Below are 16,669 nucleotides of genomic sequence, written 5' to 3' on the forward strand. Positions count from 1 at the left end.
CGGTCACACCGGGGCGCGCCGCGCCGACTGGCGGTAGCCGCGCGGCGTCGTGCCGTGGTGGCGCCGGAACAGGCGGTAGAAGTGGCCGAGGTTCGACAGGCCCACCGCTTCGGCGACGGCCTCGACCGTCTGGTCCCCGTCGCGCAGCAGGCGGGCGGCGTGGTCCATGCGGACGCCGTTGAGGTAGGTCGTGGGCGACTGGCCGAGATGCGCCTTCATGGAGCGGCACAGGTGCTCGTGGCTGCGCCCCGCCGCCTCGGCCAAGGCGGCCGCGCCGCCGCGGAACACCGCCGGGTCCATCGCGCGGCGGCAGGCGCGCGCGAGCCACGGGGGCAGGCCGGGGTCGAGCGCTACGGGATCGCGCAGCACGTCCGCGATGAGGCCGGTCAGGAACGCCTCGAGCCGGAGCGGCGTGCGCGGTCCCTCGGCCAAGGCGGCGATCCCCTCGGTCGCGCGGCGGAACACGGCGGGGGGCAGGGTGACGAGGTCGGGCTCGGGCGCGTCGGTCCACCAGAAGCGCCCGGCGCAGTCCCGCGCGTGGCGCGCCCCGAGCGCGTCGACCTCGGCGGAGCGGAGGACGACGTTGAGGATCCGCGCGCGGGCGCGCCGGGGCGCGTGGACGAGATGGCGGTCGTCGGGCCGTAGGAACGCCGCCGTGCCGGTCACGAGGGCCGTGGCCGCGGTGTCCGTGCGCTGCACGAGCGGGCCTTCGAGCACGACCATCAGCTCGTGGTAGTCGTGGCGGTGCAGCGTGGCCGGGACCTGCGGGCCGATCGGCTTGACGGTCACGCCGTAGGCCTCGCCGGGGGCGACGTAATCCTCGACGTGGAAGGTCCGGCAGCGCATGGGGCCAAGTGAGCGCAGGTTTCGGCCCGTCCGTCCACGGTTTCGTCAATCCAGCGTAGCCTTTCATCAAGCGGCGGCGTCGGCGGCGGGCGGTGCCGGGCGTAGCGTCGGGGGAGGGAGGCGCGCCGACGTACCGTCGTTCGGCGCAGAAGAGACATGCTGGACGACCGCTCCGATCTGCGCTTCGCGCCGGTGGCGCCCCGCGAGGGGGGCCGCCTGTCGCGCGACGCGGTCGAGACCTACAACCGCGAGGGCTGGATCGCGCCCTTCGACGTGCTCGCGCCGGCGGAGGTGGCGGCCCTGCGGGCGTCGGTGGACGGCTGGCTCGCCGCGATGGGGGCGGAGGGCGCCTACGGGATCAACTGCTACCAAGCGCGGCTCGCGACCCTGTGGGACTTGTGCCGCCACCCGGCGATCCTCGACCTCGTGGAGGGGATCGTGGGGCCGGACGTCCTGTGCTGGGCCACCGCGATCCTGTCCAAGCCGCCGGGCGAGGCGCGGGCGGTGCCGTGGCACCAGGACGCGGGGTTCTGGCACCTGTCGCCCGCGCGCACGGTGACGGTCTGGCTGGCCATCGACGACGCGGACGACGCCAACGCGGCGATGCGGTTCATCCCGCGCACCCACGATCGGGGCGCCCTGCCGATGGAGGCGGTGGAGGGGGCGGTGTTCGCCCACGGGCTTCGCGACGCCGAGGCGCTGGGGGCGCCGGTGACGAACGTGCTGCGCGCCGGGCAGTGCAGCCTGCACGCCGACATGCTGGTGCACGGGTCGGGGCCGAACGGGTCGGACCGGCGGCGGTGCGGGCTGACGCTGCGCTACTGCCCGCCGGAGGTGCGGATCACGGACGAGGGCTGGCGCCGCGGCGTCGAGGCGGTGGCGTGCCGGGGGTCGTCGGGCGACTGGATCACCCATCCGCGCCCCGGCACGGACGACATCGCGGCGGTCACGTCGCCCCGCGCGGTGGGCAACAATTGAGCCTGTCGGTCACATGGCACGGCCAGTCCTGCGTGCGGCTGGCGGCGGACGGCCTGACCGTCGTGACCGATCCCTACACGCCCGAGGAACTGGGCTACGCGCCCGTCACCGATCCGGCGGACGTCGCGCTGGCCTCCTCGGACGACGACAGCGCGCATTGCCGGACCGACCTGATCGCGGGCCGGGACGGGGGCGACCCGATCCGGTGCAACGCGCTGGAGGTGGCGACGGCGGGCGGCGGGGACGCGGGCGAGGCGATGGTCGGGCCGCTGCACCTGCGCGCCATCGCCGCCGAGGAGTGGGAGCACCACCCCCGCGGCACCGCGGGGCAGAACGCGATGTACCGCTTCGAGATGGGCGGGCTGCGGATCGCGCACATGGGCGACGTGGGCAACGCGCTGTCGGAGGCGCAGGTCGCGTTCTTCGAGGACGTGGACCTGCTGATCGCGCCCACGGGCGGGTCGCCCACGATCCAGCTGCCCGACCTGATGCACATGATCCACCGGATGCGCCCGCGCGTCGTGCTGCCGGTCCACTTCCGGACCTTGGCCTACCGGCCGGCCAACATCCTGTGGATCGAGGACTTCCTGCGCCACTGGCGGGACGAGGCGGTGCGCTTCGCCTTCGGGCCGCGCGCCACGCTCGACCCGGCGGCGGTGCGGGCGGCGAAGGGGCCGCAGGTGCTGGTGCTGGACTACCTGCGCGGCGATCCGCCAGACTGAACTCAACCACGGCCTGAACGGCCGGGTCCTTGGGAGGAGACGAGAATGAGACTTCTGACGATGACGGGCGCGGCGGCCGCGCTGATGGCGACGACCGCCTTGGCGCAGGACGTGGCGCGCGAGGACACGGTGATCTTCGACCTCGACCGGACCATCTCGGACCCCGGCAACTTCAACTGGTTCACGGACGGCACCGGCGTGCGCCGCCTCCAGGGCGCGCACCAGACGATGTGGGAGCCGCTGTTCATCCTCAACTACGGCACCGGCGAGCTGGAGCCGTGGCTGGCCTCCGGCTCGGAGCAGAACGAGGACGCGACCGAGTTCACCGTGACGCTCCGCGAGGGGGTGACGTGGTCGGACGGCGAGACGTTCGACGCCGACGACGTGGTGTTCACGGTCAACATGGCGCTGGAGAACGAGGAGATCACCGCCCGCGAGGCCGCGACCCTGCGCGAGCAGGTGGCCAGCGTCGAGAAGGTCGACGACCTGACCGTGCGCTTCACGCTGACGGATGCGAACCCGCGCTTCCTCGTGGAGAACTTCGGCGTCCGCATCTTCGGGTCGTTCCTCATCATGCCCGAGCACGTCTGGGCGGGCGAGGACCCGGCGACCTTCACCTTCCCCGAGCCGATCGGCACCGGCCCCTACACCTTCGAGAGCGCGGCCACGAACCGCGCGATCTGGACCCGGAACGACGACTGGTGGGGCGCGGCGACGGGCTTCGCGGACCTGCCTGCGCCGCAGCGCGTCATCTTCCTCGAGACCGGGGGCGAGGAGTCCCGCGCGCAGCTGATGGCCGCCAACGAGCTGGACGCCGCGCAGAGCGTCGGCGTCGGCACCTTCGAGGCGATCCGCGCGCAGAACCCGAACGTCATCGCGTGGTATGCCGACTATCCCTACGCCGCCGCCGACCCCTGCGCCCGCCAGCTGGAGATCAACACCACCGTCGCCCCGTGGGACGACCCGCGGATGCGCCGGGCGGTGGCCCACATCATCGACCGCAACCAGATCGTGAACGTGGCCTACGAAGGCACGACCGAGCCGTCGCGCACCATGTTCGCGCAGTTCGGCTCGATGGACCCGTTCATCTCGGCGGTCGAGGAGGCGGGCTACGGCCTGTCGCCCACGGCGGACGTGGAGGCGGGGCAGGCGCTCCTGGAGGAGGCGGGGTGGACCCGCGACGGCGACTACTACGCCAAGGACGGCGAGACGCTGTCGGTCGCGATTCACGTCAACTCGGCCAGCCAAGAGTACGTCCGCACCATCGACGTCATCGTCGAGCAGCTGCAGCGCGCCGGGATCGACGCCCGCGCGGTGCCGGTCGAGAACGGCGTGTTCTGGGGCGAGGTGCTGCCCTTCGGCGCCTACGAGATGTCCTACTCGTGGCTCTCCTGCGGGTCGGTGAACGAGCCGTGGGCGTCCATGGGCCGCTACACGACCGACACCGTGGTGCCGGTGGGCGAGCGGACGCCGGGCTTCAACAACACCGCGCGCTGGTCGGGCGAGGGGGCCGAGGCCTACACCGCCATCATGGCGGACATGGAGGGCCGCGCCTTGGGCGACCCGGAGGTGCCCGCGATGGTGGCCGAGGCCTACCAGTACCTCGACGCCGAGATGCCGTTCATCCCGCTGGTGCAGGCGGCCAAGCTGGTGCCGTTCAACACGACCTACTGGACGGGCTGGCCCACCGCCGACAACGAGTACAACCATCCCTTCCACTGGTGGAACCACACGCACCAGATCCTGCAGAACTTGGAGAAGGCCGAGTAGCCGGCCTTCCCAAACCCCGGACCTGATCCGGGGCCTCGCGGGGCCGGATAGCCGGCCCCGCGCCCCCTCTGACCGGGAGGCCGCGCCATGTTCGGGATACCCCGTTCCTACCTGCTGAACCGGCTCCTCACGCTGGTCCTCACGATCGTCATCGCCGCGACGCTGATCTGGATCATCCCGCGCCTGTCGCCCGTCGATCCCGCCGAGATCGCGCTGGGGCGCATGGCCTCGGGCGCCGGGTCCGTCGCGGGATCGGACCAGATCCTCGAGACGCTGCGCGCGCAGATGGGCATCGATCAGCCCCTCGTCGTGCAGTACCTCAAGTACATCGGCGGCGTGCTGACGCTGGACTTCGGCCTGTCGACAGCGTCCTTCCCCACCCCCGTCTCCCAACTGATCGCCGCCGCCTTGCCTTGGACGCTGGGCCTGATGATCCTGTCGCTGATCATCACCTTCGTGGTGGGCAACGCGCTTGGGGCGTTCATGGCGTGGGACCGCACGCCCAAGCTGGCCCGCGTGGCGATCCCGGCGGCGATGATCTTCACCTCCGTCCCGCCGATCCTGTCGGGCCTGCTCCTGATGTGGCTCTTCGCGGCCAAGCTGCGCTGGCTGCCGCTGACGGGGGCCTACGGCCTCACGGTCGAGCCGGGCTGGTCGTGGGCCTTCGTCGGCTCGGTGATCGAGCACGGCATCCTGCCCGCGCTCTCCATCGTCGTCGTGACCTTTGGCTTCTGGGCGCTCGGGATGCGCGGCCTGATGGTCAGCGTGCAGGGCGAGGACTACGTGAAGCTGGCCGAGGCCAAGGGCCTGCGCCCGCGCTACATCCTCTACAAGTACATGATCCGGAACGCGATCCTGCCGCAGATCACGGCCTTCGCGCTGAAGGTCGGGCTGCTGGTTGCGGGGCAGGTGCTGGTGGAGCGCATCTTCGCCTACAACGGGATGGGCAAGCTCCTCTACGACGCGATCCTGAACCAGGACTTCCCGGTCATCCAAGGCGTCTCCTACGTTATCATCCTGATCACCGCGCTGTCGGTCTTCCTCGTGGATCTGCTCTACCCGCTGATCGACCCGCGCATCCGCCGCGACGCCCGCGCGGCCAAGGCGGAGGCCGAGGCATGACCGACAAGTCGACCGACGTCACGCCCCCCCACGCGGACGGCGACCTGCGCGCGCCCGCCACGCGGGAGGAGCGCCGCGCCGCCAAGCGCGCCCGGCGGTTCGAGAACCCGTGGATGAACCCCAAGCTCTACTGGGGCGCGGGGCTGCTGCTGGGGATCGTGGCGCTCGGCCTGCTCGGGCGGCTCTTCTGGGACATGGACAGCGTGTTCACGGGGGCGAACCTGCTGAAGCTGCCGCCGGTGGGGTTCGAGAACCTGCGCGGGCAGGCGGGCACCTTCGCCAACCCGCTGGGGACGGACGGGGCGGGGCGGGACATGGTCGCGCTGCTGAGCTTGGGGGCGCCGAACACGCTCTACGTCGGGCTGCTGGCCTCGCTGATCGGCATGTCGCTCGGTATCGCGCTAGGCTTCACGGCGGGCTTCGTGGGCGGGCGCGTGGACGACGTGATCCGGGTGCTGTCGGACGTGATGATCACCATCCCGCCGCTCCTGATCCTCGTGGTGGTGCAGTCGGTCTTCGGGGACGTGTCGCTGACGCTGATGGCGCTGCTGATCGCTGGCTTCGTCTGGCAGTCGCCCACGCGCCTGATCCGGGCGCAGGTGCTCTCGATGCGCGAGGCGGGCTACGTCCAGATGGCGCGCCTCTCCGGGGCCTCGACGCCGCACATTATGTTCCGGGAGATGCTGCCCAACCTCGTGCCCTACCTCTTCGGCTCGTTCATCGCGTCGGTGACGACCTCCATCGTGACGGCCGTGGGGCTGGAGGTGCTGGGGCTGGGGCCGCAGCGGGTGCCGACCTTGGGCCGCACGATCTACGAGGCGATCGACGCGGGCGCGCTGATCCAGAACCTGTGGTGGTGGTGGGGCCTGCCGACGCTGTTGCTGATCGTCATGTTCTTGGGGCTGCTGCTCGTGAACCTCGGGCTGGACGAGGTGTCCAACCCGCGTCTGCGCAAGCTTTGAGGGAGGGCGAGCGATGAACGACCTGACGCCCGACGACCCTGTCCTGCGGATCACCGACCTGTCGATCGACTTCCCCACCGCCAAGGGCGTCGTCCACGCGGTCACGGACCTGTCCCTCGCCGTGGCCAAGGGCCGCCGCGTGGGCTTCATCGGCGAATCCGGCTCGGGCAAGACGACCACCGCGCTGGCCGTGATGCAGATGCTCGCGCCGCCGGGCCGGGTGACCGGGGGCGAGGTGATCCTCGGCGGCACGGACATGCTCGCGCTCTCGGAGGACGAGATGCGGCGCGCGCGGCTGTCGAAGGTCTCCTACATCCCGCAGGGGGCGATGAACTCCCTCAACCCGATCATGCGGATCGAGGACCAGCTCTGGGACGGGGTCACCGCCCACGAGGGCGCGCGCCCGGCCGAGGAGCTGAAGCGGCGGTCGGACGCCGTGCTGGAGTCGGTCGGCCTGCCCGCCCGCGTGGGCCGCCTCTACCCGCACGAGCTGTCGGGCGGCATGAAGCAGCGGGTCTGCATCGCGCTCGGCGTGATCCTGTCGCCGGACCTCATCATCGCGGACGAGCCGACCTCCGCCCTCGACGTGGTCACGCAGCGCCACGTGATGCAGACGCTGAAGGACGTGCAGGCACGCATCGGCGCGGGGCTGATCCTGATCGGGCACGACATGGGGCTGATGGCGCAGTCGGTCGACGAGCTGGCGGTGCTGAAGGACGGGGTGCTGGTGGAGCACGGCACCGTCCGCCAGATCATCGAGGCGCCCGCGCATCCCTACACGAAGGACCTGATCTCCTCGGTCCCCCTCGTCGGCGGCCCCAGCTTCCTCGACGCCGCCGCCACGCCCGCCGCCGCGCCGCCGCGCGAGACGGAGGCGCCGCTGCTGGAGTTCCGGGGCGTCACGAAGCGCTACGGCGACGTCACCGCGCTCCAGCCGATGTCCTTCGCGCTGACCGGCGACGTGCCGAAGATCGTGTCGATCGTCGGCCAGTCCGGATCGGGCAAGTCCACGATGGGCAGCCTGATGCTGGGCTTCACCCCGCCCACGGAGGGGCAGGTTCTCTACGAGGGGGCGGACGTGTCCAAGATGGGCCAAGCCGCCGCGCTCGACTTCCGCAAGAACGTGCAGGCGGTGTTCCAGGACCCCTACGCCTGCTTCAACCCGTTCTACCGCGTCGATCACGCGCTGAAGTTCCCCTACAGGCGGTTCGGCTACGCCAAGTCCGACGCCCACGTGCAGGAGAAGATGGAGGAGGCGTGCGAGGCGGTGGGGCTCGACCCGGCCCTCATCCTGCGCCGCTACCCGCACCAGTTGTCGGGCGGGCAGCGCCAGCGGCTGATCGTGGCGCGCGCGCTGATGCTGTCGCCCAAGCTGCTGATCGCGGACGAGCCCGTGTCGATGGTGGACGCGAGCCTGCGGGCCACGATCCTCAAGAACATTCACGACCTGAAGGACCGCTACGGGATCTCGATCCTCTACATCACCCACGACCTCGCCACCGCCTACCACGTCAGCGACTACGTCATCGTCCTCTACCAAGGCCACGTCGCCGAGGCCGGGCCGCCGAGGGAGGTGATCGGCGACCCGCAGCACCCCTACACCCGGATGCTGATCGACTCGATCCCGTGGCCCGACCTCGATCGCGGCTGGGGCACGCCCAGCACCGCGCAGGAGGACGCGGAGCGGCTGGACCGCTTCGCCCGCGAAACCCGGACCGTGATGCGCGGGGGGATCGAGGGGTTCACCCTCTCGGCCTGACATGTCGGATCACGCCCGCCGCTTCACCGCGCAGAAGATCGCCAAGCGCATCGCCTTGGTGGAGCACATGGTGCACCGCCAAGCCCGCCCGCTCGACCCGTTCCGCTGGACTGCGCTGGAGAGCGAGGCGACGCCCCCGCCCATCGGCCACGACGGCGAGGGGTGGGCACCGATCGAGCCCCACGACCATTGGGCCGGACAGGACGTGCACTACTGCATGACCACGACCTTCACCGTCCCCGCCGGGTGGACCAAGGAGGACGGGCCGGTCGCGCTCCACCTGCCGATGGGGGTGGCGGGGGACATCTTCACCCACCCCGAAGGGCTGCTCTACCTCGACGGGACGCCCTACGCCTCCGCCGACCGGCATCACCACACGATCCACCTGCCACCGGAGATGGCCGACGGTCGGCCCCACCGCGTGCACGTCCACGGCTGGACGGGCCTCACCGGATGGCCCCCCGACCCCGAGAGCCGGGACCGCCTGCAGATGGGCGAATGCCGCGTGGTCGAGGTGCACGAGCCCACGCGCGACTTCCTCACCCGCGCGCAGGTGGCCTTGGAGCTGGCGCGGACGATGGACGACGCCCGCCCCGAGCGGCACGCGATCCTCGCGGCCCTCGATGCCGCCTTCCTCGCGCTCGACACCCGCGACCCCTTGGGCGAGGCGTTCTGGCGCTCGGTCCCCGCCGCCGCCGCCAAGCTGGCCGAGGGGCTGAGCCGGGCGGGCCGCCCGCTGGACGTGGACCTGCACGCCATCGGCCACGCGCACATGGACATCGCCTATCTCTGGCCCGTGGGGCAGATGCGGCTGAAGAACGCGCGGACCTACTCGAACGTGCTGCGCCTGATGGAGCGGTTCCCCGAATACCGCTTCAGCCATTCCCAGCCGCAGCTCTACGCCTACACCGAGGCGGACTACCCCGACATCTTCGCCGCCATCCGAGAGCGGGTGGCCGAGGGCCGGTGGGAGGTCATCGGCGGCATGTGGGTGGAGCCGGACACCAACCTGCCGGGCGGCGAGGCCTTGGTGCGGCAGCTGCTGCTGGGCCGCTCGTGGTATCGCGAGAAGTTCGGCGCGGCCGAGACGCCCGTGCTCTGGCTGCCCGACACGTTCGGCCTGACGTGGTCGCTGCCGCAACTGGTGGACAAGGCCGGCCTGCGCTGGATGGTCGTCAACAAGGCGTCGTGGAACCAGTACAACAAGCTGCCCGCCTCGACGCTCTGGTGGGAGGGGATCGACGGCACCCGCGTGCTGACCCAGTTCCTGACCACGCCGCGCGGGGTCCAGCACCTGCCCTATCCGACCTCCTACAAGTCCGACCTCACCGCCGAGGAGGTGGTGGGCACGTGGGAGGCCTCGACCGCCAAGGACCACGTCCGCGACCTGCCGATCGCCTACGGCTACGGCGACGGGGGCGGGGGGCCGACGGGCGAGCTGATCCGGCGCGCGCGCATCTGGTCCGACATGGCCGGCGCGCCGCGGGTGCGCCCCTCGACGGTGCGGGCCTGCATGGAGGCCATCGAGGGGCAGGCGGCCAACGTGCCGGTCTGGGCCGACGAGCTGTATCTGGAGGGGCATCGCGGGACGCTCACCTCGCAGGCGTGGATCAAGCGCGCCAACCGCAAGGCGGAGATCGCGCTGCACGACGTGGAGTTCCTGCTCGCCGCAACGGGGCGGCCCAACCCGCCGGGCCTTCGGCGGGCGTGGGAGCTGCTGTGCCTCAACCAGTTCCACGACATCCTGCCCGGTACCTCCGTGCCCGCCGTGTGGGAGGACAGCCGCCGAGACTACGCCGAGATCGACGCGATCTGCGCGGAGGCGTCGGACCTCGCGCTGCCCGGCGGGGGGCGGTCCCTCGTCAACACGACGCCGTGGGACGGCCCCCGCCTCGTGGACCTCCCCGGCGCGCCGGTGGGCGAGGGGATGCAGGCGACCGAGGGCGGGGCGCTGGCCTACGTGGACTGCGCGCCCCACTCCATCACCCCGATCCGCCCGCGCCCGCCCGAGGGCCGCGTGGCGGTCGCGCGCGACGGCGGAGGCGGCGTCACGTTGTCCAACGCGCACCTGGAGGTGGTCTTCGACGCGCAGGGCCAGCTCGTCCGCCTGCACGACCGCGACCGGGACCGGGCCGTGCTCGCCGACGGGCGCGTGGGCAACCAGCTGCAGGCCTTCGAGGACCGGCCCCTGTCGTGGGACGCATGGGACATCGACAGCTTCTTCGAGGACCGGGGCGAGGTGGTCGGCGGGCTGACGGCGATGGAGGTGGTGGAGGAAGGCCCCCTCCGCGCCCGCCTGCGGATGGAGCGGCACTACCGGGCGTCGACGATCCGGCAGGACGTGATGATCTACGCCGACAGCCGCCGCGTCGACTTCGAGACCGAGGTGGACTGGCAGGAGAGCCACGTGCTCCTGAAGGCGGCCTTCCCCGTGGACGTCTTCGCCCCCTCGGCCGCCTACGAGATCCAGTGGGGGGCCATCGAGCGGCGGACGCACCGCAACACGTCGTGGGACTACGCCAAGTTCGAGGTGCCCGCGCAGCGGTGGGCCGACCTGTCCGAGGCCGACTACGGCGTGGCCCTGCTCAACGACTGCAAGTACGGCTACGACGTGAAGGGCAACGTCCTGCGCGTCACGCTCATCAAGTCCGCCACCTCGCCCGACCCGAAGGCCGACCGGGGCCGCCACGTCTTCACCTACGCGCTGCTGCCGCACGAGGGGCGCTGGAGCGACCCCGCCGCGCCCGTGCTGCGCGAGGCGGCGTTCCTCAACATGGCGCCCGCGATCGTGCCGGGACGGGGGGACGGGCGGGCGTGGGTCCGCTCGAGCCGCGCCACCGTGGTGGTCGAGACGATCAAGCCCGCCGAGGACGGCGACGGCGTGATCGTCCGCCTCTTCGACGCCTGCCGGACGCGGGGGCCGGTGACGCTGACCTTCGCGGACGCGCCCGCCTCGGTCCATCGGTGCGCGCTGCTGGAGACGGAGGACATGGAGCCCGTGACGGTGGAGGGGGCGTCCGTGACGCTCGACGTGGCGCCGTTCGAGATCGTAACGCTGCGGGTGCGGCGCTAGGGCGCCCCGATCCGCGTCTCGAACTCCAGCACCGCGTCGCGCTGCGCCTGCAGCCGCGACTCCCACGGGAAACGCGCGACCCAGCCGTGGCGCTCGTCCCGCTCGACGGTCAGCGTCTCGCAGCGCGCCGGCCCCAAGGTGGCGACGACCTCCGGGCCGGGCACGGGGAAGGCGATGCCGCTCAGCCGCTCCTCGGTCAGGTCGACCCAGACCTCGCCCTGCGCGGCGACCGGGGAGATCCGCAGCCGCGTGACCTCGCCCTCGACGTCGAGCCGGGCCTCGACGTTGTCGCGGACGAACTTGAACATCAGCAGCCGCGCCCCGCTCGTCGTCAGCAGGCGCCCGTCCTCGCCGTAGCGCGTCAGGCGCCGCAGCGCGTCGCGGGTCTCGACCGCCTCGTAGCTCCCGACGCAGTGGGCGCGGGTCAGGTGCTGGTTGACGAGGGTGACGCGCTCGCCGGCGACCATGTCGTCGAGCACCGCCTCGGAGAGCTGGTAGCGCAGCATCTCGGGCGTCCACGTAAGCACGTTGTCCGGGAACTGGCGCTGCGGCTTGAAGACGTGCCGGTCGAGCAGGGCCGACCGCCCCTCGGCGCGCAGGCGCACGAGCCACGCGTCGACCTCCTCGCGGGGCACGTTGCGCAGGAAGGCGGCACCCCGGAACTGGTAGATCCACGACCCGTCGCGCGTCTGGACCACCTCGCCGTCCGAGACGCCTGGCGCGTCGAGCACGAGGCTGGGCGCGCGGCGGAAGAACCTGAGGCCGAGATCCTTGCGCAGCAGGTCGAGATGGTAGGACGCATGGCCGGGATCGTCCCCGTGCCAGTGGTCCGCGCCGGGCGCGATGTTGTGCGTCTGCAGCGTGTTGCCGTGATAGGTCCACATCGCGGGCGCCAGCCCGTGGTCGTGCAGAAGGTCGACGCAGCGCCGCGCGAAGTCGTGGTCGAACGACACCTTCCCGACGTCGCCATAGGTGTGCAGCGTGTCGAAGATCGGCGTCCGGAGCAGGGCGCCCACGGCGTCGGCTTGGGGGAGCGGCGACAGGTCCGCCGCGGCGAGCGCGACCTCGCATTTCCGCTTCTTCCCGAGATGGGTGAACACCCAGTAGGAGTTCGACGTCTCGAGGGCGACGTCCTCGTAGCCCTCCGCGAGGCCGTAGAGCATGCGGTGGACGCGGAAGAGCGACTCGTAGGTCGTGCTGTCGATGTCCGACACGAAGGCGAGCGCCGAACGGTAGGGGTAGGGCGCGGGCAGGGGGGCGAGGCGGACGCCGCCGGCCCCCGGCGCGGTCGCGGGCGTCATCGCGTCCCCGTCCATCATCGGCCCGACATCCGCGCCACGCGGGGGGCCACCTCGGCTAAGAGCGCGTCGGCGTCCACGTGGACGTAGCGGGCGACGTCGGCGCGGATGTCGGCCTCGGCGGCGCCGTGGAACATCAGGCTCTGCGCGCGGGCGAAGGCGGTCTCGTAGGCGACGTCGTCGAGCGCCGCCTCCTCCCGCACGCGGCGGTCGAGCTCCCCCGGCGCGGCGGGCACGGCGGGCGGGTAGTCGTCGGCCTCCGCGCGGGCGCGGAGGTAGAGCTCGTAGTCGCGGGGCAGGATCTCCTCGTTGACGATCCGCCGGTCCTCCGCCGACATCTCGTCCATCGTCATGCGGACGTCCTTGGCGCTGTTCTTGCGGTGCGCCGGATCGCCCATGCGGAACCCGTGCATCGCGCTACCCTCGGGCAGGACCTTGGCGAAGACCTCGTTCACCCGATCGAACGGGACGGGCCGCACGTCCGGCCCGCCCTTGGACGCGGTGAAGAACGCCCGCTGCGGGCGCGCCTTCGTCATCAGCGGCGGGTCGTCCGAACGCGCCAGTTCGAGGAACTCCGCCCACGCGTGCCCGCCGGTGTAGTTGCGGTGGTTCCGCTTGGCGGGGTTCGCGAGCGCCTTGCGGCTGCGCGAGTTGAACCACGACAGCAGCCACGCCGCCGGCTCGCGCACGACGCCGAACACCAGCAGGTCCTCGAACCCCGCGTCGAGTCCGCGCTCGGCGAGGAAGGCGGCCATCTGGTCGGGGGTGTCGTGCTTGTGGTTGCCGATCCGCGCATAGGCGAGGTCGGCGTCGGAGCCGGCCACCAGGTGCATCGCCTCCGTGCCGACGCGCTGGTTCGCGACGAAGGCGTAGCCGAAGCGGCGGGAGATCATCATCGGCGTGAGGTCCTGCTGCCCGGGGCGGTCCGTCGAGCGGCTACACCATCGCGCGGGATGGGGCCATCCCGACCGGCGGGATCATACCTTCCAGAAGCAGAAGACCCCCCACCCGATCGAGAGCGCGAGCGCGCCCCAGACCGGCTGGCCGAAGAGGAAGAGCCAGCCGAGGAAGATGAAGGCGGTGCCGAGCAGGGTCAGGAACAGCCGGTCGCCGCGCGTGGTGGTCAGGCCGAGCACCCCGTCGCGGGGGGCGCCGCCGGGGCGGCGGATCTCCAGCACGGTGAGCACGCCCATCGCCGCGAAGATGCCGGCGAAGACGGCGAGGGTGGCGGGCGTCCACGCCATCCAGAACCCGTCGAAGAGCGGCCGGGTCCAGTCGAAGCCGGTCTCCTCGGGCTGCTGGCCGACATTGCCCCAGCCCGCCTGCTGGGCGTGGGCGGCGCCCGAGACGAGAGCCGGGAGGAGGGCGAGGCGGACGAGCCGGCGCATCGTCACACCCGCCCCATCGCGAAGCCCTTCGCGATGTAGTTGCGCACGAACCAGATCACGATCGCGCCCGGGATGATCGTCAGCGTGCCCGCGGCCGCGAGCAGGCCGAGCTCGTAGCCGGACGACGACGCGGTGCGCGTCATGGTGGCGGCGATGGGCTTGGCCTCCACGGCCGTCAGCGTCTTGGCCAGCAGCAGCTCCACCCACGAGAACATGAAGCAGAAGAAGGCCGCCACGCCCACGCCCGCCTTGATGGTGGGGATGAAGATCGTGACGAAGAAGCGCGGGAAGGAGTAGCCATCGACGAAGGCCGTCTCGTCCAGCTCCTTGGGCACGCCGCGCATGAAGCCTTCGAGGATCCACACCGCGAGGGGGACGTTGAACAGCGTGTGGGCCATCGCCACGGCGAGATGCGTGTCGAAGAGGCCTACCGCCGAGTAGAGCTGGAAGAAGGGCAGGGCGAAGACGGCCGCGGGCGCCATGCGGTTGGTCAGCAGCCAGAAGAACAGCTGCTTGTCGCCGAGGAAGCGGTAGCGCGAGAAGGCGTAGGCCGCGGGCAGGGCGACGGCGACCGACAGGACCGTGTTGATCGTCACGTAGATGATCGAGTTGATGTAGCCCCAGTACCATGTAGGGTCGCTGAAGATCGTGCGGTACGCGTCGAGCGTGAAGGTCTGAGGGAACAGGCTGAACCCGCCGAGGATCTCGTTGGTCGTCTTGAACGACATCGCGACGAGCCAGTAGATCGGCAGCATCAGGAACGCGATGTAGAGGATGGGGACGAGGGGCTTGAGCTTGCTCATGGATCGTTCCGCGTCATCAGGGTGTAGAAGAGCCACGACACGAGGAGCGTGATGGCGAAGTAGATCAGGCTCATCGCGCCCGCGGGGCCGAGGTCGAACTGGCCGAGTGCGATTTTCACGAGGTCGATCGACAGCAGCGTCGTCGCGTTGCCGGGGCCGCCGCCCGTCAGGGTGAAAGGCTCGGTGTAGATGTTGAAGCTGTCGATGAAGCGCAGCAGGATCGCGATGGTCAGCACGCTCTTCATCTTCGGCAGCTGGATGTGCCGGAACACGGCCCAGCGGGACGCGCCGTCGATCTCGGCCGCCTGGTAGTAGGCGTCGGGGATCGAGACGAGGCCCGCATAGGCCAGCAGCACCACCAGCGACGTCCAGTGCCACACGTCCATCGCGATGATCGTTACCCACGCGTCGATGGGGTCCTGCGTGTAGTCGAACTGCCAGCCGACCACCTCGTTCAGGAAATAGCCCAGCAGGCCGATGTCCGGCAGCGCCATGATGTTCCACATGGAGCCGACCACGTTCCACGGGATCAGCATCGGCAGCGCCATCAGCACGAGGCAGACGGGCACCCAGACGCCCTTCTTTGGCATGCACAGCGCGATGGCCACGCCGAGGGGCACCTCGATCAGAAGGATGATCGACGTGAACAGCACCTGCCGCCCGAGGGCCGCGTGGAACCGCTCGGAGGTGAGGATCTGCTCGAACCACTGCAAGCCCGACCAGAAGAAGGTGTTGTTCCCGAACGTCTCCTGCACCGAGTAGTTGACCACGGTCATCATCGGCACGAGCGCGTTGAAGGCGACCAAGAGGACGACCGGCAGGACCAGCAGCCACGCCTTCTGGTTCCACGTCTTGTTCATGCGCCCCCTCCCGAGACGAGCCAGCCATCCGCGTAGGCGCGGGTGCGGTCGGGGCGGAAGGACAGGCCCACCGCCTCGCCGGGGCTCGGCAGCCCGCCGGCCCCCGCGTTGGTGATGGCGGAGACCTTGGCGCCGCCCGCGTCGGTCTCGACGACGGTGTGGCGCCCCACGTCGGCCACCTTGGTGATCGTCGCGGGGATGCCGGTGCCCGGCGCGCCGAGCGTCACGAACTCGGGCCGCACCCCGATCTCCAGCCGTCCCGCGGCGTCGGCCGCGATCGCGCCGTCGAGCGCGACGTCGTGCCCGTGGAACCGCGCGCCCGCCCCGCCCCGCTCCGCGGGCAGGACGTTCATGCCGGGCGAGCCGATGAAATGGCCGACGAAGGTGTGGGTCGGCCGCTCGAACAGCTCGACCGGCGTGCCGATCTGCACGACCTCGCCCTCCTGCATCACCACCACGCGGTCCGCGAAGGTCAGCGCCTCGGTCTGGTCGTGGGTGACGTAGATCATCGTCGCGCGCACCCGCTGGTGCAGCTCCTTCAGCTTGGAGCGCAGCGCGAACTTCAGGTGCGGATCGATGACGGTCAGCGGCTCGTCGAACATCACCACGTTGACGTCGTCGCGCACGAGGCCGCGGCCCATCGAGATCTTCTGCTTGTCGTCCGGCGCGAGGCCGGAGGCGCGCCGGTCGAGCATGCCGTCCACCTCCAGCATCGCGGCGATGGCGGCCACCTGCCGGTCGATGGTGGCTTGGTCGACGCCCCGGTTCACCAGCGGGAAGGCGAGGTTCTCGCGCACGGTCATGGTGTCGTAGATGACGGGGAACTGGAACACCTGCGCGATGTTGCGCCGCGCGGGGGGGAGGCCGGTGACGTCCTCGCCGTCGAAGAGGATGCGGCCCTCCGAGGGGCGCAGCAGCCCCGACACGATGTTCAGCAGCGTGGACTTGCCGCAGCCGGAGGGGCCGAGCAGCGCGTAGGCGCCCCCGTCCTGCCAATCGACGTCGAGCCCCTTGAGCGCGTAGTCCGCCGGGCCCGAGGGCGCGGGCAGGTAGCTGTGCGCCAGCCCGTCGAGCGTGATGCGCGCCAT

Annotated in this window: 14 protein-coding genes; 7 read left to right on the forward strand and 7 right to left on the reverse strand. The window is 71.0% G+C overall.

Annotated elements, in window-relative coordinates:
- Positions 1-3: 3 nt before the first annotated feature.
- Positions 4-846: an AraC family transcriptional regulator gene (locus JQC91_RS17035; protein WP_203288745.1), complete on the reverse strand. Its 843-nt coding sequence runs from the start codon at positions 844-846 to the stop codon at positions 4-6.
- Between the two features lie 156 nt (positions 847-1,002).
- Here JQC91_RS17035 and JQC91_RS17040 point away from each other — a divergent pair, with 156 nt between their 5' ends.
- The 7 genes from JQC91_RS17040 to JQC91_RS17070 all read left to right on the forward strand — a co-directional run bounded on the left by JQC91_RS17040 (position 1,003) and on the right by JQC91_RS17070 (position 11,232).
- A complete protein-coding gene (locus JQC91_RS17040; RefSeq protein WP_203288747.1) occupies positions 1,003-1,824 on the forward strand; it encodes a phytanoyl-CoA dioxygenase family protein in 822 nt (273 codons plus the stop codon).
- A complete protein-coding gene (locus tag JQC91_RS17045; protein WP_238941653.1) occupies positions 1,821-2,546 on the forward strand; it encodes an MBL fold metallo-hydrolase in 726 nt (241 codons plus the stop codon). Before JQC91_RS17040 ends, JQC91_RS17045 begins: the two co-directional genes overlap by 4 nt.
- Positions 2,547-2,591: 45 nt before the next feature.
- Positions 2,592-4,316: an ABC transporter substrate-binding protein gene (locus tag JQC91_RS17050; RefSeq protein ID WP_203288749.1), complete on the forward strand. Its 1,725-nt coding sequence runs from the start codon at positions 2,592-2,594 to the stop codon at positions 4,314-4,316.
- 87 nt (positions 4,317-4,403) lie between these two features.
- Positions 4,404-5,438: an ABC transporter permease gene (locus JQC91_RS17055; protein ID WP_203288751.1), complete on the forward strand. Its 1,035-nt coding sequence runs from the start codon at positions 4,404-4,406 to the stop codon at positions 5,436-5,438.
- On the forward strand, positions 5,435-6,400 hold the full coding sequence (locus JQC91_RS17060) for an ABC transporter permease (RefSeq protein WP_203288753.1): 966 nt from the start codon (positions 5,435-5,437) through the stop codon (positions 6,398-6,400). The genes JQC91_RS17055 and JQC91_RS17060 overlap by 4 nt, the downstream gene beginning before the upstream one ends.
- Before the next feature lie 13 nt (positions 6,401-6,413).
- The gene (locus JQC91_RS17065) at positions 6,414-8,159 is read left to right on the forward strand and encodes an ABC transporter ATP-binding protein (protein ID WP_203288755.1); all 1,746 of its coding nucleotides are present in this window, start codon (positions 6,414-6,416) and stop codon (positions 8,157-8,159) included.
- A gap of 1 nt (position 8,160) precedes the next feature.
- Entirely contained in the window at positions 8,161-11,232 is a 3,072-nt protein-coding gene (locus JQC91_RS17070) for a glycoside hydrolase family 38 C-terminal domain-containing protein (protein WP_203288757.1), read from the forward strand.
- Here the strand turns inward: JQC91_RS17070 and JQC91_RS17075 are convergent.
- The 6 genes from JQC91_RS17075 to JQC91_RS17100 all read right to left on the reverse strand — a co-directional run bounded on the left by JQC91_RS17075 (position 11,229) and on the right by JQC91_RS17100 (position 16,669).
- Positions 11,229-12,551, reverse strand: coding sequence for a hypothetical protein (locus tag JQC91_RS17075; protein WP_203288759.1), 1,323 nt, complete (start codon positions 12,549-12,551; stop codon positions 11,229-11,231). The genes JQC91_RS17070 and JQC91_RS17075 overlap by 4 nt on opposite strands.
- Entirely contained in the window at positions 12,548-13,426 is an 879-nt protein-coding gene (locus JQC91_RS17080) for a hypothetical protein (protein WP_203288761.1), read from the reverse strand. Before JQC91_RS17080 ends, JQC91_RS17075 begins: the two co-directional genes overlap by 4 nt.
- An 81-nt stretch (positions 13,427-13,507) precedes the next feature.
- Entirely contained in the window at positions 13,508-13,918 is a 411-nt protein-coding gene (locus JQC91_RS17085; protein WP_203288763.1) for a DUF2160 domain-containing protein, read from the reverse strand.
- Positions 13,919-13,920: 2 nt separating this feature from the next.
- The gene (locus JQC91_RS17090; protein ID WP_203288765.1) at positions 13,921-14,721 is read right to left on the reverse strand and encodes a carbohydrate ABC transporter permease; all 801 of its coding nucleotides are present in this window, start codon (positions 14,719-14,721) and stop codon (positions 13,921-13,923) included.
- Positions 14,718-15,581, reverse strand: coding sequence for a sugar ABC transporter permease (locus tag JQC91_RS17095; RefSeq protein ID WP_203288767.1), 864 nt, complete (start codon positions 15,579-15,581; stop codon positions 14,718-14,720). The genes JQC91_RS17090 and JQC91_RS17095 overlap by 4 nt, the downstream gene beginning before the upstream one ends.
- Positions 15,578-16,669 carry an ABC transporter ATP-binding protein gene (locus tag JQC91_RS17100; protein ID WP_203288769.1) on the reverse strand — a complete coding sequence of 364 codons (1,092 nt, stop codon included), beginning with the start codon at positions 16,667-16,669 and terminating at the stop codon, positions 15,578-15,580. Before JQC91_RS17100 ends, JQC91_RS17095 begins: the two co-directional genes overlap by 4 nt.

The sequence above is a fragment of the Jannaschia sp. Os4 genome, from assembly GCF_016820245.1.
GTDB lineage: Bacteria > Pseudomonadota > Alphaproteobacteria > Rhodobacterales > Rhodobacteraceae > Jannaschia.

Coding starts and splice junctions, on each gene's coding strand:
- JQC91_RS17035 (WP_203288745.1), bottom strand. CDS start 846: ATGCGCTGCCGGACCTTCCACGTCGAGGATTACGTCGCCCCCGGCGAG.
- JQC91_RS17040 (WP_203288747.1), top strand. CDS start 1,003: ATGCTGGACGACCGCTCCGATCTGCGCTTCGCGCCGGTGGCGCCCCGC.
- JQC91_RS17050 (WP_203288749.1), top strand. CDS start 2,592: ATGAGACTTCTGACGATGACGGGCGCGGCGGCCGCGCTGATGGCGACG.
- JQC91_RS17055 (WP_203288751.1), top strand. CDS start 4,404: ATGTTCGGGATACCCCGTTCCTACCTGCTGAACCGGCTCCTCACGCTG.
- JQC91_RS17060 (WP_203288753.1), top strand. CDS start 5,435: ATGACCGACAAGTCGACCGACGTCACGCCCCCCCACGCGGACGGCGAC.
- JQC91_RS17065 (WP_203288755.1), top strand. CDS start 6,414: ATGAACGACCTGACGCCCGACGACCCTGTCCTGCGGATCACCGACCTG.
- JQC91_RS17070 (WP_203288757.1), top strand. CDS start 8,161: ATGTCGGATCACGCCCGCCGCTTCACCGCGCAGAAGATCGCCAAGCGC.
- JQC91_RS17075 (WP_203288759.1), bottom strand. CDS start 12,551: ATGATGGACGGGGACGCGATGACGCCCGCGACCGCGCCGGGGGCCGGC.
- JQC91_RS17080 (WP_203288761.1), bottom strand. CDS start 13,426: ATGATGATCTCCCGCCGCTTCGGCTACGCCTTCGTCGCGAACCAGCGC.
- JQC91_RS17085 (WP_203288763.1), bottom strand. CDS start 13,918: ATGCGCCGGCTCGTCCGCCTCGCCCTCCTCCCGGCTCTCGTCTCGGGC.
- JQC91_RS17090 (WP_203288765.1), bottom strand. CDS start 14,721: ATGAGCAAGCTCAAGCCCCTCGTCCCCATCCTCTACATCGCGTTCCTG.
- JQC91_RS17095 (WP_203288767.1), bottom strand. CDS start 15,581: ATGAACAAGACGTGGAACCAGAAGGCGTGGCTGCTGGTCCTGCCGGTC.
- JQC91_RS17100 (WP_203288769.1), bottom strand. CDS start 16,669: ATGGCGCGCATCACGCTCGACGGGCTGGCGCACAGCTACCTGCCCGCG.